The organism is Vibrio salilacus (assembly GCF_002811245.1).
Classification (GTDB): domain Bacteria; phylum Pseudomonadota; class Gammaproteobacteria; order Enterobacterales; family Vibrionaceae; genus Vibrio; species Vibrio salilacus.
This window is the reverse complement of sequence record NZ_NIVQ01000005.1, coordinates 13755-30027: the sequence shown is the minus strand read 5'-3', so window position 1 is coordinate 30027 and position 16273 is coordinate 13755. Positions and strand designations below refer to the sequence as shown.

Genomic DNA, 16273 nt, shown 5'->3' with positions numbered 1-16273 from the left:
TTAAGAATCGATGAGTGAGTATAAAGATACCCTGAACCTTCCTGATACAGGGTTTCCGATGCGCGGCAATCTGGCCAATCGAGAGCCAGAAATGCTTAAGCGTTGGTACAAAGAAGACCTTTACGGCGAAATTCGTAAAGCGAAGAAAGGCAAAAGATCTTTCGTTCTACACGATGGTCCTCCATACGCGAACGGTGATATTCATATTGGCCACGCACTAAACAAGATTCTTAAAGACATTATTATTAAATCCAAAACGCTTTCTGGTTTTGATGCGCCGTATATTCCTGGTTGGGACTGTCACGGCCTACCAATTGAACTAATGGTAGAAAAGAAAAAAGGCAAACCTGGGCAGAAAATCTCTGCAGCTGAGTTTCGAGCTGAATGTCGTCAATACGCGGCAGGTCAGGTTGAAGGCCAAAAAGAGAGCTTCAAGCGCTTGGGTATTATGGGTGAGTGGGATAAACCATACCGCACAATGGATTTTGCAACTGAAGCAAACATCATCCGTGCACTAGGCCAAATCGCTGATAATGGTCACTTACTCAAAGGTTTCAAACCGGTTCACTGGTGTACTGATTGTGGTTCAGCATTGGCTGAAGCTGAAGTTGAGTACAAAGACAAAGTCTCTCCGTCGATCGATGTTCGCTTTAAAGCGGCAGATGAAGCAGCACTGCTGTCGAAGTTCGCACTAAACGAAGGTCATCAAGGCGAAGGTGATATCTCAATCGTTATCTGGACGACCACACCATGGACACTGCCTTCAAACCGTGCAGTTTGTCTACGTGATGATCTTGAATACGTATTGATCCAAGTCGAAGGTGACGCGAAAGAGCGTATCATTGTCGCTTCTGACCTTGCTAAATCAGTAATGGATCGCGCTGGTATTGAGCACTTCCACAATCTTGGTTTTGCCAAAGGTAGCGACCTTGAACTGTCTCAGTTTAACCATCCATTTTATGACTTCACTGTGCCAGCGATCCTTGGCGATCACGTGACCACTGAATCGGGTACGGGTGTGGTACACACTGCGCCTGGTCACGGTCAAGAAGATTTCGCGGTAGGTAAGAAATACAACCTCGAAGTGGCGAACCCTGTGGGGTCTAACGGTGTTTATCTACCCGATACAGAATTGTTTGCTGGCCAGCACGTGTTTAAAGCCAATGACTCGGTTGTTGAAACGCTTAAAGAGCATGGCGCTTTGCTCCATCATCACGCGTACGAGCACAGCTACCCACACTGCTGGCGCCACAAAACGCCAATCATTTTCCGTGCAACACCACAATGGTTCATTTCAATGGATCAAGCGGGCTTGCGTGCCAAAGCGCTTGAATCCATCAAGAGTGTTGAGTGGATGCCTGAATGGGGTCAAAGCCGTATCGAAGGTATGATCGAAGGCCGTCCTGAGTGGTGTATCTCTCGTCAACGTACCTGGGGTGTTCCTATTGCTCTGTTTGTCCATAAAGAGACATCAGAACTGCACCCAAATACTTCTGAACTGATTGAGAAAATTGCTCTATTGGTTGAAGAGAAAGGTATTCAGGCTTGGTGGGATGCTGAAATTGCAGATCTACTAGGTGAAGACGCAGACAAATACGAAAAAGTGCTCGATACGCTAGACGTATGGTTTGATTCTGGCGTGACACACTACTCTGTGGTTGATGCGCGCGAAGAGTACAACGGCAACAGTGCGGATCTCTACCTAGAAGGTTCTGACCAACACCGTGGGTGGTTCCAGTCTTCGCTAATTTCATCGATTGCGATGAAAGATCAAGCACCATACAAGCAAGTGTTGACCCATGGTTTCGTTGTTGACGGTCACGGCCGTAAGATGTCGAAATCTATCGGTAACGTTGTTGCACCAAAAGATGTCACTAACAAGCTTGGTGCTGATATTTTGCGTCTTTGGGTTGCCTCAACCGACTACACGGGTGAAGTTGCGGTATCTGATGAGATCCTAAAACGCTCTGCCGATGCGTATCGTCGTATCCGTAATACCGCGCGTTTCTTCCTTGCCAACCTTAATGGATTCAACCCAGCGACAGATATCGTTGCGGCGGATGAAATGGTGGCGTTAGATCGTTGGGCGGTTGGTCGTGCACAAGCTGCGCAGCAAGAGATTGTTAAAGCATACGAAGAGTACAACACTCATGGTGTCACTCAGCGTCTTATGCAGTTCTGTTCAATCGAAATGGGCTCTTTCTACCTTGATGTAATTAAAGACCGTCAGTACACCGCGAAACGTGGTGGCCACGCTCAGCGTAGCTGTCAAACGGCGCTTTACTACATCGTCGAAGCACTGGTTCGCTGGATGGCACCAATTATGTCGTTCACTGCCGATGAGATCTGGAATGAAATGCCAGGTGAGCGTGACAAGTTTGTGTTTACTGGTGAATGGTTTGACGGTCTGTTCGGTCTGGCTGAAGGCGAAGAGCTGAATAACGAATTCTGGGCAGAAATCCAAGCGGTTCGTGGCAGTGTAAACAAACTGCTTGAAGCGGCGCGTAACGAAAAAACCATCGGTGGCGCTCTACAGGCAGAAGTAACACTTTACGCGAATGAAGCTCTTGCGGCGAAAATTAACTTGCTTGAAGATGAGCTGCGTTTTGTTCTGTTGACCTCGGCGGCGGCGGTTAAGCCACTGAGTGAAAAAACAGAGGCAGCGCAAGCAACAGACATTGATGGTTTATTGGTAGAGGTTGTCGTTGCGGAAGGCGAGAAGTGTGACCGTTGTTGGCACCATACCGCAGATGTCGGTACCATCGCTGGTCATAAAGCCATCTGTGGCCGTTGTGTGTCTAATATCGATGGTGAAGGTGAAGTGCGTAAATTCGCATAATTCATTGAACTTTCGTTAGTTTTAACAGCCCCAGTATTTACTGGGGCTGTTTTTAGGTAAAGAAATGAGTGATCAAGAATTAACTCTTAAACAATCAGGTGTTCGTTGGTTATGGCTAGCGGCCGTCATTTTTGTCGCAGATATTAGTATCAAACTGTTTGTGATGGACAGTATGGGCTATGGTTGGGCGAACCGTATTGAGGTTTTACCTTTCTTTAATCTGCTTTATGTCCACAACTATGGCGCTGCATTCAGCTTTTTGAGTGATCAAGCAGGCTGGCAACGTTGGTTCTTTACCGCGATTGCCTTTGCTGTGACCGCTATGCTGACTTACTGGATGAGCAAACTCCCCGCCAAAGAGAAGTGGAACAATATCGCTTATGCAATGATCATTGGTGGTGCGGTGGGCAACGTCTTTGATCGTGTGGTCCATGGTTTTGTGGTCGATTACTTAGATTTCTATTGGGGAACGTATCACTGGCCTGCCTTTAATCTTGCTGACTCTACGATCTGTATTGGCGCAGCGATGATCATCCTCGACGGTTTTCGAAAAAAAGATCAAACCACGGCATAAAGCGTGATTGAGCGAATAACCTTAGGCGCTGTCCGTTGATTCGGAGGGCGCTTTTTATTATGTTGAAGCGCAAATCAGCGTATTACAGCAACCACACGTAAAAACGCTGAATAATCCAAAAAAACAAGGAAGCAGTCACGTGACCATTATTGGCCAAAATAGCGCAGTAACGCTGCATTTTACCATCAAGATGAAAGACGGCTCTGTTGCCGATAGTACCCATAATATGGGCAAGCCAGCCAAATTAGTGATTGGTGATGGCAGTTTAAGTGACAATTTTGAGCAATGCTTATTTGGCCTTACTGCAGGTGAAAGCAAAGTGATTGAACTGCAGGCCCAAGATGCGTTCGGTATGCCTAACCCTGATCATATTCATTATATGGATCGGACCAAATTTGTTGGAGATGCCGAAGTTGAAGTGGGAACCGTGATGGCCTTTTCTGGTCCGGATGGCATGGAAATCCCTGGTATTATCCAAGCGATCGCTGGTGATTCTGTCACGGTTGATTTTAACCACCCATTAGCAGGACAAGATGTGACTTTTGAAGTTGAAATTTTGTCAGTAGAATAAGCGACCCAGAAGATAACGACTCGATGAGCAATGAAATGAAAATCCTGTTAGCGAATCCACGCGGTTTCTGTGCGGGTGTTGATCGTGCGATCAGCATTGTTGAACGTGCATTAGAAATGTATCAACCACCGATTTATGTGCGTCACGAAGTGGTACATAACCGTTTTGTTGTCGAAGGGCTCAAACAACGTGGTGCTATCTTTGTTGAAGAGTTGCATGAAGTGCCAGATGACAATATCGTTATCTTTTCTGCCCATGGCGTTTCTCAAGCGGTGCGTAAAGAAGCCAAACAGCGTGATCTGACGGTATTCGATGCAACCTGCCCATTGGTGACTAAAGTGCATATGGAAGTCGCACGTGCCAGTCGCAAGCATATGGAAGTGGTTCTAATTGGCCATGCCGGTCATCCAGAAGTTGAAGGAACCATGGGGCAGTACGCCAGCAAACAAGGTGGGATGTACTTAGTCGAGACTCCAGCTGATGTGATCACACTAAAAGCGCAAGTCCAAGACCCAAGTAACCTGCATTATGTCAGTCAAACAACGTTGTCTGTTGATGAAACCGCCGACGTGATTGATGAACTGCGCCGCGTCTTCCCCGATATTCAAGGGCCGCGCAAAGATGATATCTGTTACGCCACGCAGAACCGTCAAGATGCGGTACGTGAAATGGCAGAAGATGTTGATGTGCTGATTGTTGTTGGCTCGAAAAACTCATCTAATTCGACCCGTCTCAAAGAGTTGGCCGAAAAATTAGGGACGCCAGGTTATCTGACCGATTGCCCTGAAGATGTTCAATCACAGTGGTTTGATGGGAAAGAAAAGGTTGGTGTGACAGCGGGGGCATCAGCACCAGAAGAGCTGGTCAACCAGATTCTTGAACGGATTAAAGCTTTGGTTGGCGCAGATAGCGTAGAAGAGCTTCAAGGTCGCGAAGAAAACATGTTTTTCGAGGTCCCTAAAGAGCTGCAAATTAGGCAAGTCGATTAGTTTATTTCTCTGATTAGTCTGACTTTCAATGAAAAAACCAGCGCGATTACGCTGGTTTTTTTGTTGGAATAAAGACTCTTCAAAGAGCCTTTATGGCCGCGGGTGTTAAACCGTCTCTGTTACTGCTTGAGGTTTTTCTTCATCAGCAAAGTCGGTATCACCTTTGCCTTTTGATGTTTTAATCACGTAACCTGTAACTGCCAGTGCGAACACAATCCCTGCAGTGGTTGAGATTTCGATAGGAAGACCAAAACCTAGTGTGTGGTTATTCAGAATGAAGGTTGCACATACGGTCGTCATGAATACGGCTGGAACGGTAGTAATCCAGTGGAGCTTATTGTGACGCAGCAGGTAAGCCGATGCGGTCCACAGCATCATCACTGCCGTGGTTTGATTGGCAAAACCAAAGTAGCGCCAGATGATGCCGAAGTCTACTTGAGTCAATACGCCGCCGATAATGAACAGTGGCATTGCCATCAGCAGACGGTTACGCATTGTTTTTTGCTCCATGTTGAAGTATTCAGCTAGGATCAAACGGCTTGAACGGAACGCAGTATCACCAGAGGTAATCGGTAGGATAACTACGCCTAGGAAAGCAATGATGCCGCCAAACACACCCAGTAGACCAAATGAAGCGCTGTAAACTACATTGCCAGGGCCACCATTTTTCACCGCTTCAGATAATCCTTCGAGTGAACCAAAGAAAGACAGCGCAATTGCACACCAGATAAGCGCGATAACACCTTCACCAATCATTGCACCATAGAAGACAAAGCGACCGTTGTTTTCATTTTGCATACAGCGCGCCATTAGAGGTGACTGTGTTGCGTGGAAGCCAGAAATCGCACCACAAGCAATAGTAATGAACAGGGCAGGCCATAACGGCATATCATTAGGGTTTAAATTACTGAGCATATCGCTGACTTGAAAATCGCCCATTACCGTATGCTCGCTTGAGAAGGCAACGGCAGTCATTAGACCAACGGACATAAAAATCAGCAAGGCGCCAAACAGTGGGTAGAAACGACCAATGATTTTATCGACAGGAACAATGGTCGCGATAATGTAGTAAGCAAAAATGGCGATAACCATGGTTGTCATGCTGACATTTAGGCTCGTTTGATCATTGATTAGATTGGTGATCATGCCTGCAGGCGCTGAAACAAATACCACACCAACAAGCAACAAAAGAACAATGGCAAAGATATTCATAAAGTGTTTAGCGCCATTGCCTAAGTAGCGGCCAGTAATCGTCGGAACTGAGGCTCCGCCATTACGAACTGACAACATACCCGAGAAGTAGTCATGCACCGCGCCAGCAAAAATACAACCGATAACAATCCATAGCATCGCAGCAGGACCGTACAGCGCCCCCATGATCGGGCCAAAAATAGGGCCGACGCCGGCGATGTTGAGGAGTTGAACTAGGTATACTTTTTTGGTCGACATTGGGACGTAATCAACCCCATCGGCTTTAGTATGCGCTGGGGTTTGACGATTTTCGTTAATGCCAAAAACTTTCTCAACGAAAGCTCCATAAATAAAGTAGCCGCCGATTAGGGCAGCAACACAGGTTAAAAACCACAACATAGCACTCGTTCCTTTATAAAATTCGATAAGCTCACCATGCATACTATGCTGAACAGAGACAATCAGCATTCGTTTATGCAGTAAGTGGTTGTATAGTGAAATGAGTGGTTGATAGAGAAACTGAGTGGTTTTCAACTCGGCTAAGTGGTAATCGGGCTTGATTAGTGGTTTGATAGTCTGACTCGAAAAAACAAGGAAAAACAATGAGAAAGTTAATTGTGACCGCGCTAGTGTCATTGTTGGTTGCCTGTACGAGTAGTCCGCAGCAGTTGGCACAACAAGGTGATTGGCAGCAAATTGGTTATCAAGATGGGATCAGTGGCCACACATCACGCAGCTTTAAAGCGCTATCAAGTTTAGGCAGTGTCAAACAATCGGATTACGACCAAGGTTATCTTGAAGGGGTTACAGAATATTGTAATCCTGACTTTGCCTATCAGATTGGGGTATCAGGTCAGTATTATCAAGGCGTGTGTGAAGGCACTGAACAAGCGCAGAAGTTTCGAATGGAATGGCAACGTGGTTGGAATCAGCATCAGAATTAATGCTTGATGATACGAAGTGGTGGATTGGTATCAGGGAGAGTTGATCTCTTCTCTCCCTTTTGTAGATAGGCCGGTCTTAATGCGGCTTATCTTGATGAAATTGAACCGCTTTACGCAGAAATCCATCTTGTTTTGCGAGGTGATGCTTAGCTTTATCGACATCCATTCCAGTTAGTAACATCAAAATCGCCAGTTTAACATCATAGTCGGTCTGGGTAAGCACCTTGGTAGCGGCATTTTGATTGCACTCAGTGGCTTGCATGACGATACGCACCGCACGAGCAATCAGCTTTTTATTGGTCGCTTTTACATCGACCATCAGGTTCTCATAGCTCTTACCGAGGCGAATCATGCTGGCTGTAGTCAGCATGTTCAACACTAACTTTTGCGCAGTGCCTGATTTTAGGCGAGTTGAGCCGGTTAATGCCTCGGGGCCAACCACCGGGCTGATGGCAATCTCAGCAATCTCAGCAATGGTAGAGTCTGGGTTACAAGACAAGGCAACGGTTGTGGCGCCAAGACTATTGGCATAATCGAGAGCGCCACTGACGTATGGCGTTCGACCGCTTGCCGCAATACCGACCACGACATCTTGGGCGCTAAAATTAACCGATTTGAGATCGCTGACGCCCAGAACTGGGCTATCTTCCGCCCCTTCTTTGGCTTTGAACATAGCGTCTGGCCCGCCAGCGATTAACCCAAGCACCATTTGATCACAAACGCCAAAGGTTGGCGGACATTCCGAGGCATCTAATACACCAAGGCGACCACTGGTGCCGGCGCCGATATAAATCAGTCGTCCACCCACTTTAAATGCGGCAGTGATCTTATCGACCGCTTGGGCTATCTCGGGTAGGACTTTTTCTACCGCTAATGGGACCAGTTGATCTTGTTGATTGATTCGCTGAACGATTTCAAGAGAAGACAATAAATCGATATCCATTGTCTCGGGGTTACGACCTTCAGAGACGAGGTGTGATAGCGCGGCGATCAGAGCATCATTAGTCATAGTTATCCTTATTTATCAGCAAAATACATCACTCCCAGAGCAACCGCTTTGCTGGCTCCGGTGACGTCAGGCAAGTTGCTTGGCAAATTGTGCATGCGGCGATAGGCGAGCCAAGCAAAGGCCATCGCTTCCATATTGTTGCTGTCGACGCCTTTATCGTCAGTCGACATGACCTGCCAATCTGGCAATAAGGCTTGTAAACGCTGCATCAACAGTGGGTTATGTGCACCGCCGCCGCACACCAGTAACTCTGGTTGTTCACCTTGTTGATACTGTCGGACTTCATTGGCAATGCTTTGGGCGCTAAATTCACATAAAGTGCGCTGTACGTCGGCAGGTGATAGGCAATCGTCAGCTAAGAGCGCTTCTAACCAAGGCAGATTAAATAACTCGCGGCCAGTGCTTTTTGGTGCTTGCGCCTGTAAGTAGGGCTCACTAAGAAATTTGGTTAGCAGAGTTTGGTCAACCTGACCTTGCTGAGCAAACAGAGCATCTTTGTCGAATGGTTGATGACAATGTTTGTGACACCAAGCATCCATCAGCATGTTACCAGGGCCAGTATCATATCCAACAACAGCTTGCTCAGGCCGTAAAACGGAAATATTGGCGATTCCTCCAATATTAAGCACTACCACACTAGAATCTGTAGAGCCAAAAATCGATTGGTGAAATGCAGGAACCAGTGGTGCCCCTTGGCCACCCAGAGCAATGTCTTTACGCCTAAAATCGGCAATGGTATCGATGCCAGTCATTGCCGCGATGATATTGGCATCGCCAAGTTGAGTGGAAAACGGCATTGGGCCTTGTGGCTGGTGATAAACCGTTTGTCCATGATTGCCGATGGCAGTGATTTGCTCAGATGAATAACCACTTGTATCTAACAGCGCTATAACCGCTTGAGCGTAGAGTACACCAAGTTGGTGATCAATCTGGCCAATGGTGACCAGATCCGTTGCTTGACCAAGACAGATCGCCAGAACTTGTTGCTTGAGCGTCTCAGGCATCGGGCTTTGATGACTCGCTAACAAGCGCACTTGCCCTTGGTCTATTTCGACTAAAGCTGTGTCGATACCGTCAAGGCTGGTTCCCGACATTACGCCAATGTAGAGTTGTTTTGTCATCATGCTCAAATTCGTCAACAGTCGTGGGTAATTGATTGTAAATAGAGAATAATCCTAATAACCTCGGTAGCATAGCAAAATGGCGTTAGGATGGAGAAATTATGGGACCGTTATGGTTAGACGTAGCAGGCTGTGAATTGACTGCGGAAGATAAAGAGATTCTTGAGCACCCAACGGTTGGCGGGGTAATTTTGTTTGCGCGTAACTATCATGACAGTGAGCAGTTGCTGGCGTTGAATCAATCGATTCGCCAAGCGGCTAAGCGGCCAATTTTGATTGGTGTTGACCAAGAAGGAGGCCGTGTTCAGCGCTTTAAAGAAGGTTTCTCGTTGATTCCGGCAGCTCAAAAGTATGCTCAGTTTGATAATGGCGAGCAACTTGCTGAGCAAGGTGGTTGGTTGATGGCTGCAGAGTTAGTTGCCCATGATATTGATTTGAGCTTTGCGCCTGTGCTTGATAAAGGTTTTGATTGTAAAGCGATTGGTAGCCGTGCGTTTGGTGATGATGTTGATACCATTATCCGCCACAGTCTGGCTTACATGAAAGGGATGAAAGCGGTTGGAATGTCGACGTCAGGTAAGCATTTCCCTGGACATGGCGGCGTTGTGGCGGATTCACACTTAGAAACGCCATTCGATAGCCGAGACACTATCTTTGAACAAGATATGGCGATTTTTAAAGCCCAGATTGAATCGGGAATTTTAGACGCAATGATGCCCGCGCATGTTGTTTTTCCACACTATGATGATCAGCCTGCAAGTGGATCTGACTATTGGCTTAAACAGATACTGCGTAAAAAGCTAGGCTTTAAAGGCATTATTTTCTCTGATGATTTAACCATGGAAGGGGCGGCCATTATGGGGGGCCCTGCTGAACGTGCTCACCAGTCGCTGGTTGCCGGTTGCGATATGCTGTTGGTGTGTAATCAGCGTGATGCCCAAGTGGAGGTGCTGGATAATCTTCCCGTTATGCAAACGCCACAAGCTGAGACTTTGCTGAAAAAGCAGAGCTTTACATTGTCAGAGCTGCAACGTAGCGAGCAGTGGAAGCGGGCATCAGAGGCGATGAAACCGCTTATCCAAGCTTAACCAATAACAAGAGCTGCAGATTGCGGCTCTTTTGCTCTCAACGGTTAATGAAAACCCAACATCTCTTTAAGGGTTTTTAGATAGCGGCGGCTCACTGGCAGAGGATGGGAGCTGACGGTAATGATTTCAGCCAGACCATTGTCCAGTAACTTAATTTCTTTGATCGCTTTGATGTTGACTAAAAACTGGCGATGGCAGCGAACCAGTGGCGTTTTCTCTTCCAGTACTTTCAAGGTCAGTTGTGAGGTTGCTTTTTGCTCATGGGTTTGCACGTGGACACCACTAATATCACTGTAGGCAAATTCAACATCTTGAGTAGGGATGATCACAATGCGATTCAAACCGATACATGGAACTTGATCTAAGCTTTGGGGGGCAATCGCAGCGTAGTGCTGACGATTTGTCTGCTGAGATTTGAGTAATCGCTTAACCGTTTTTTCGAGGCGGCAGGTATCAACGGGTTTGAGTAGGTAATCAAAGGCATTGTCTTCAAACGCTTGTACCGCGAACTCATCATAAGCGGTGACAAAGACCACTTTTGGCATGGTCTCTGGATCAAGCATCGCCAGTAGCTCTATCCCAGTAATTTGTGGCATTTGAATATCGAGAAAAACCACGTCAGGTCTAAGCAGATTGATTTTCTTTAATCCTTCAACGGCATTACTCGCTTGATCAAGTACCTCGATATGACCGGTTTCTTCCAATAGCTCGGTGAGTTCCTCTCGAGCAAACAGTTCGTCATCGATGACTAACGCGGAAAGCATACTTTTACCTTATTAACAGGGGTGACTGGGAATGAGGAAGCTCATTCGGGTGTAGTGATTGGGGGCGACGTCAATATTGAGCGCAGCATCGCGGCCAAATTTGTTGGTTAGGCGTTTATCGACGATTTGGATCCCCAATCCCACATGATCCGCTTGCGGCGCTTGATAACTGCCAGCATTGTCCTCGACCACGATCTGATAGCCATCTTCAACGGCTTGGCTATAAATGCGAACTTCTCCTCCCGCCAACAGCTGTGAGATACCATGTTTGATGGCATTCTCTACCAGTGGCTGCAGGGTAAAAGTCGGAATCCGACGTTCAAGCAGTGACTCATCGATATCGATGTTCACTTCAAGACGATCAGTAAAGCGTGCTTTTTCGATGGTCAGGTAAGCATTAACGTGAGCCAGTTCCTCTTTGAGTGTAACCACATCGATGTTCTGCTTGAGGTTGCTGCGGAAAAAGTGCGACAGATGCTGAATCAATTCGCGCGCTTTAAGCGGATCTCGGCGGACCACGGCGCTAATAGTATTGAGTGCATTAAAGAGAAAATGAGGGTTAACCTGCGCATGTAACAGTTTGATTTCGGCTTGCGATAGTAACGTCTGCTTTTGTTGGTAGTCTCCAAACAGAATTTGGCTAGATAGTAACTGTGCGATCCCTTCCGCCATCGACATATTGATGGTTGAAAACAACTTCCGCTTTGGCTCATACAGTTTAATGGTGCCTATCACCTTATCGCCTGTGCGCAGTGGAATGATCAATGCGCTGCCGAGTTTACAATCGCGGGAAAGGGAACATTGATAGGGCTTCTCTTTACCATCGAGATAGATGATGTCGTTTTGTTCTATCGCATCTAAGGTACTTTGTGAAGAAATTGGCGTATTTGGTTTGTGGTGATCATCGCCAATGCCGACAAAGGCTAATATCTTGGTGTCATCAGTAATGGAAACCGCGCCGACGTTGGTCTCTTCGTAAACAATTCGAGCGATTTTCTCTGCATTGTTACTGTTAAAGCCAGAAGCTAAAACACCGACGGAACGCTCAGCAATGTTGAGAGCACGGCGCGAGAAGGTGGCAGAGTACTCTTCGAAAATGGTTTTTCGGTCATGAAGAATACTCATAAAGAGCGCCGCGCCGACGGAATTGGCGATGATCATTGGGGCGGCAATCGCAGAGACTAAGACATAGGCTTGATCAAACGGCTTAGCGACCAGCAAGATGATCGCCATCTGAGCGATTTCAGCCACTAAGGTGATAGAAAACACCACGCTTGGGTTAAAAAGTTGTGAAGACTTGCCCTTACGCACAAAGTAGATATGCAGCAGTCCACCGATTAAGCCTTCTGTGGTGGTGGAGATAGCACAGGCGAGATCGGTAAATCCGCCTAAACTGTAACGATGTAAACCGCCAGTTAGCCCGACAAAAAAACCAATAATCGGCCCGCCAAATAATCCCCCCATGACCGCGCCAATCGCACGGGTATTGGCAATCGCATCGTTGATTTGTAGGCCAAAGTAGGTGCCCATAATACAAAACAGCGAAAACAGCACATAGACACTGACTTTGTGGCTAATGCGGCTAGAGATATTGAGCAAAGGTAGAAAGATCGGCGTCTTACTGAGCATATATGCCAGTACTAAATAGACACACATCTGTTGCAGTAACGAGAGGATCAGATCCATAACAATCTTAATGGCGAACTTTAGGTCTATTTTAGTTAAGAAACGTTGTAGAAAACATACGTATCTCATGTTTCTGATAATAAACGTGTTAAATATCTTTGTGTAAATAAATTATTACACCTGTGTTTTTTATAATTTACACCTTGAAATCTTTTTTTAGCCTGTTATTTTATAGTTATTAAGCCAGGGCCAAGATGGTAAGTTCTGGGTGTACACATATTTATACAGGTTATGGTTATGCAAAAAAGTGAATTGAGCAACGTAAACATTAGTAATGAGCAGGTTCTGATTACGCCTGAAGAACTGAAAGCCAAGCTACCTCTGAGCGATAACGCACGTCATTTTATTCAACAATCTCGTCAAACGATTGCCGATATTATTCATAAAAAGGATCACCGCTTGCTGGTGGTGTGTGGTCCATGCTCTATTCACGATATTGACGCTGCAAAAGAGTACGCCAAGCGACTAAAAGCGCTCTCTGAGCAACTGAGCGATCAACTGTACATTGTTATGCGTGTTTACTTTGAAAAACCGCGCACCACGGTGGGTTGGAAAGGCCTAATAAATGACCCACACCTAGATGGCAGCTTTGATATTGAGCATGGTCTGCATGTTGGTCGTGAGCTTTTAGTTGATCTGGCTGAAATGGAAATTCCACTAGCAACAGAAGCGCTTGATCCAATCAGCCCGCAATATTTAGCGGATACCTTTAGTTGGGCGGCCATCGGCGCACGTACAACAGAGTCTCAAACTCACCGTGAAATGGCTAGCGGCCTTTCGATGCCGATTGGCTTTAAAAACGGCACAGATGGCAATTTGGCCACTGCGATTAACGCCATGCAGGCTGCCTCTTCAAGCCACCGCTTTATGGGCATCAACCGCGAAGGGCAAGTGGCACTGTTAACCACTCAGGGAAATGCCAACGGTCATGTAATTTTACGTGGCGGTAAACAGACTAACTACGATTCGGTCTCTGTCACTGAATGCGAACAAGATATGGCTAAATTTGGCTTAGACGCCTCATTGATGATCGATTGCAGTCATGCGAACTCACGCAAAGATTACCGTCGTCAACCGTTGGTCGCTGAAGACGTGATCCATCAAATTCGTGAAGGTAATAAGTCGATTATTGGTTTAATGATTGAGAGTCATATTAACGAAGGTAGTCAGTCATCTGATATCGCTCTCAACGAATTGCAATATGGTGTGTCTATCACCGATGCGTGTATCAATTGGGATACAACTGAGGCACTATTACGTCATGCTCATCAAGAGCTGGTCCCATTTTTACAAGACCGTTTACCAGGCTAAGTAAAGAGTACAAGGAATATCAATGGCCGTAGAATTAACCCATTTGCGTGATCAGATTGACGCAGTAGACAAACAGATGTTGAGTTTGTTAGCCCAAAGATTGGCATTAGTTGAACAAGTTGGTGAGGTGAAAAGTGAGCATGGTTTGCCAATTTACGCCCCCGATCGCGAAGCGGCAATGCTTGCTTCTCGTCGCCATGAGGCGGAAAAAATTGGCGTGCCTCCGCAACTGATTGAAGACATTCTGCGTCGAACTATGCGGGAGTCTTACGCGAGTGAAAAAGATTCCGGCTTTAAGTGCCTTAATCCCGAGTTGCGTTCGGTGGTTATCGTTGGTGGTAATGGTCAGCTAGGTGGCTTGTTTGGTCGCATGTTCACTCTGTCAGGATACGAGGTTAATATTCTTGGTAGCCAAGATTGGCATCGTGCAGACCAATTACTGGCCAATGCAGGTATGGTGGTAGTGACGGTACCGATTCATTTAACGGAAGCGGTGATCGCAAAGCTTGGCAATTTGCCACCAGATTGTATTTTGTGTGATCTCACGTCAGTCAAGTCTAAACCGCTGGCGACGATGATGAAGATTCACTCGGGGCCGGTTGTTGGCTTACACCCGATGTTTGGCCCAGATGTGCCAAGTCTGGCTAAGCAGGTGATTGTGTACTGCGATGGGCGCGGAGAAGAGCATTATCAATGGCTATTGAAGCAGTTTTCGATTTGGGGCGCGAGTTTATGTCAGATCGATGCGGCTGAACATGATCATGGTATGACCTTGATTCAGGCGTTGCGACATTTCACTTCTTTCGCGTACGGTCTGCATTTGAGCCGTGAAAATCCTAACATTGATAAACTGTTACAACTGAGCTCGCCAATTTATCGTCTAGAGCTTGCGATGGTTGGGCGTTTGTTTGCACAAGACCCTAATTTATACGGTGATATCATCCTCTCGTCGCAAGAGAATATTGATATGATTAAGCGCTTCCATCGCAGTTTTGGTGAGGCGCTAGCAATTCTCGATAGCAAAGATAAACAAGCGTTTGTTGCCAGCTTTGAGACAGTGAGTGACTGGTTTGGTGATTATTCTCAGCAGTTTCTTGACGAAAGTCAGAAGCTACTTAAACAAGCCAATGATTCGATTCATCGTGGCTAGGTTATTAGCTGGCTGTTGTGTCATAAAAAGAGCGACCTGAGGTCGCTCTTTTTATTATTGCACCGTGATGGTATCGCTTTGCTGCGATTCGCTTTCATTTTTCACCGTGTTGACGGAATGATCTTGGAATGGGTGATTGGTAAGGTTTACTTGTAACCTAACGGTCTCATCAATCAACTTTACTAAAGGTGCCCACTTGACCTTTTTTTCTTTCTCAAATAAGTAATGAAAGTTTTCTGGTGTCCAGTCCATAGTGTATTTGGGGTTGAGTGCTCGGCCTAAAAATCGGATTTCGTAATGAAGATGCGGCCCCGTCGAGTTACCTGAGTTACCACAAGTGGCGATCAAATCACCTTTACTGACAAATTGGCCACTGCGTACTTTAAACTTTGCTAAATGAGCGTAAGAGCTCATAAACCCAAATGAATGCCGCACGGTAAGGAAGTTGCCAAACCCTTTTGAACTCGGGCGAACTGTCTCTACAACACCGTCCGCAGGGGCATAAATCGGTTCACCACGCTTACAGGTCAAATCAATCCCCGTATGGGTATGACGTTTACCAGTAATCGGGTTTGTTCTTCTACCATAGGAAGAGGAGATACGCTGGTAATTGAGCGGTGTATCATTGGGTATCATGCGAAACATGGTTGCGCGCACTGCAGAGTCGACGGCGGCAGCATCTAGGCGATCTTCAAGATTGAAATCTTCAGGCAAACTTTCGTCGGCAAGGCCCAGTACCGATTCAACATCATACACGCGCTTACCTAGCATGGTGATCTGGTTGCGTTTGTGCTCGAGTTCTTGTGACAGTGAATGAGCGCTATCTATTTGTTCGGCGTAGAGTTGCTCTAGTTGTTCTTTTTGCACTTCAAGTGCTTGAAGTTTATTTTGCCAATGATAGTCAAAGTAGCCAACGCCAGACGTGATACTGACGGTGAACAAACTGAGGGCGACAATGAACGCTTTTCTCGATACGTGGAAGGTCTGTCTCCCTGATTTCCCAGGGATAGAAAGAGTAATTTTGTTCGGCATAGAA

At 46.4% G+C, this 16273-nt stretch carries 14 protein-coding genes; 8 read left to right on the top strand and 6 right to left on the bottom strand.

The genetic code is table 11. From position 1 onward, the window contains the following. Window positions 1-10 precede the first annotated feature (10 nt). The 4 genes from ileS to ispH all read left to right on the top strand — a co-directional run bounded on the left by ileS (window position 11) and on the right by ispH (window position 4973). Entirely contained in the window at window positions 11-2839 is a 2829-nt protein-coding gene (ileS, locus tag CDZ87_RS04835) for an isoleucine--tRNA ligase (protein ID WP_100752438.1), read from the top strand. A gap of 64 nt (window positions 2840-2903) precedes the next feature. Continuing rightward, window positions 2904-3413, top strand: coding sequence for a signal peptidase II (gene lspA, locus CDZ87_RS04830; protein WP_100752437.1), 510 nt, complete (start codon window positions 2904-2906; stop codon window positions 3411-3413). Window positions 3414-3552: 139 nt separating this feature from the next. Then, a complete protein-coding gene (gene fkpB / locus CDZ87_RS04825; RefSeq protein ID WP_100752436.1) occupies window positions 3553-3984 on the top strand; it encodes an FKBP-type peptidyl-prolyl cis-trans isomerase in 432 nt (143 codons plus the stop codon). A gap of 23 nt (window positions 3985-4007) precedes the next feature. Then, window positions 4008-4973 (top strand): 4-hydroxy-3-methylbut-2-enyl diphosphate reductase, encoded by a 966-nt coding sequence (gene ispH, locus CDZ87_RS04820; protein WP_172953551.1) that lies wholly within the window; start codon window positions 4008-4010, stop codon window positions 4971-4973. Between the two features lie 105 nt (window positions 4974-5078). Here ispH and CDZ87_RS04815 read toward each other — a convergent pair whose 3' ends face one another. Beyond that, window positions 5079-6563, bottom strand: a complete 1485-nt coding sequence (locus CDZ87_RS04815; protein ID WP_100752562.1) for a carbon starvation CstA family protein — start codon at window positions 6561-6563, stop codon at window positions 5079-5081. A gap of 203 nt (window positions 6564-6766) precedes the next feature. On the opposite strand from CDZ87_RS04815, the gene CDZ87_RS04810 reads away from it, so the two are divergent. Further along, entirely contained in the window at window positions 6767-7108 is a 342-nt protein-coding gene (locus CDZ87_RS04810) for a DUF2799 domain-containing protein (protein WP_100752434.1), read from the top strand. A 76-nt stretch (window positions 7109-7184) separates the two neighbouring features. On the opposite strand, the gene murQ is transcribed toward CDZ87_RS04810, so the two are convergent. Both murQ and CDZ87_RS04800 read right to left on the bottom strand, forming a co-directional pair. Then, entirely contained in the window at window positions 7185-8117 is a 933-nt protein-coding gene (gene murQ / locus CDZ87_RS04805) for an N-acetylmuramic acid 6-phosphate etherase (RefSeq protein WP_100752433.1), read from the bottom strand. 8 nt (window positions 8118-8125) lie between these two features. Next, window positions 8126-9241: an anhydro-N-acetylmuramic acid kinase gene (locus tag CDZ87_RS04800; RefSeq protein WP_422641441.1), complete on the bottom strand. Its 1116-nt coding sequence runs from the start codon at window positions 9239-9241 to the stop codon at window positions 8126-8128. A gap of 98 nt (window positions 9242-9339) precedes the next feature. On the opposite strand from CDZ87_RS04800, the gene nagZ reads away from it, so the two are divergent. Next, window positions 9340-10326, top strand: coding sequence for a beta-N-acetylhexosaminidase (gene nagZ, locus CDZ87_RS04795; RefSeq protein ID WP_100752431.1), 987 nt, complete (start codon window positions 9340-9342; stop codon window positions 10324-10326). A 44-nt stretch (window positions 10327-10370) separates the two neighbouring features. Here the strand turns inward: nagZ and btsR are convergent, their stop codons facing one another. Then, on the bottom strand, window positions 10371-11090 hold the full coding sequence (gene btsR / locus CDZ87_RS04790) for a two-component system response regulator BtsR (RefSeq protein WP_100752430.1): 720 nt from the start codon (window positions 11088-11090) through the stop codon (window positions 10371-10373). 12 nt (window positions 11091-11102) lie between these two features. Continuing rightward, on the bottom strand, window positions 11103-12776 hold the full coding sequence (locus CDZ87_RS04785; protein WP_100752429.1) for a sensor histidine kinase: 1674 nt from the start codon (window positions 12774-12776) through the stop codon (window positions 11103-11105). A gap of 237 nt (window positions 12777-13013) precedes the next feature. On the opposite strand from CDZ87_RS04785, the gene CDZ87_RS04780 reads away from it, so the two are divergent. Together CDZ87_RS04780 and tyrA are read left to right on the top strand one after the other, a co-directional pair. Next, window positions 13014-14087 carry a 3-deoxy-7-phosphoheptulonate synthase gene (locus CDZ87_RS04780; protein WP_100752428.1) on the top strand — a complete coding sequence of 358 codons (1074 nt, stop codon included), beginning with the start codon at window positions 13014-13016 and terminating at the stop codon, window positions 14085-14087. Between the two features lie 22 nt (window positions 14088-14109). Next, on the top strand, window positions 14110-15237 hold the full coding sequence (gene tyrA, locus CDZ87_RS04775) for a bifunctional chorismate mutase/prephenate dehydrogenase (RefSeq protein WP_100752427.1): 1128 nt from the start codon (window positions 14110-14112) through the stop codon (window positions 15235-15237). Between the two features lie 54 nt (window positions 15238-15291). Here the strand turns inward: tyrA and CDZ87_RS04770 are convergent, their stop codons facing one another. Next, the gene (locus CDZ87_RS04770) at window positions 15292-16269 is read right to left on the bottom strand and encodes a M23 family metallopeptidase (RefSeq protein ID WP_100752426.1); all 978 of its coding nucleotides are present in this window, start codon (window positions 16267-16269) and stop codon (window positions 15292-15294) included. Window positions 16270-16273: the final 4 nt, after the last annotated feature.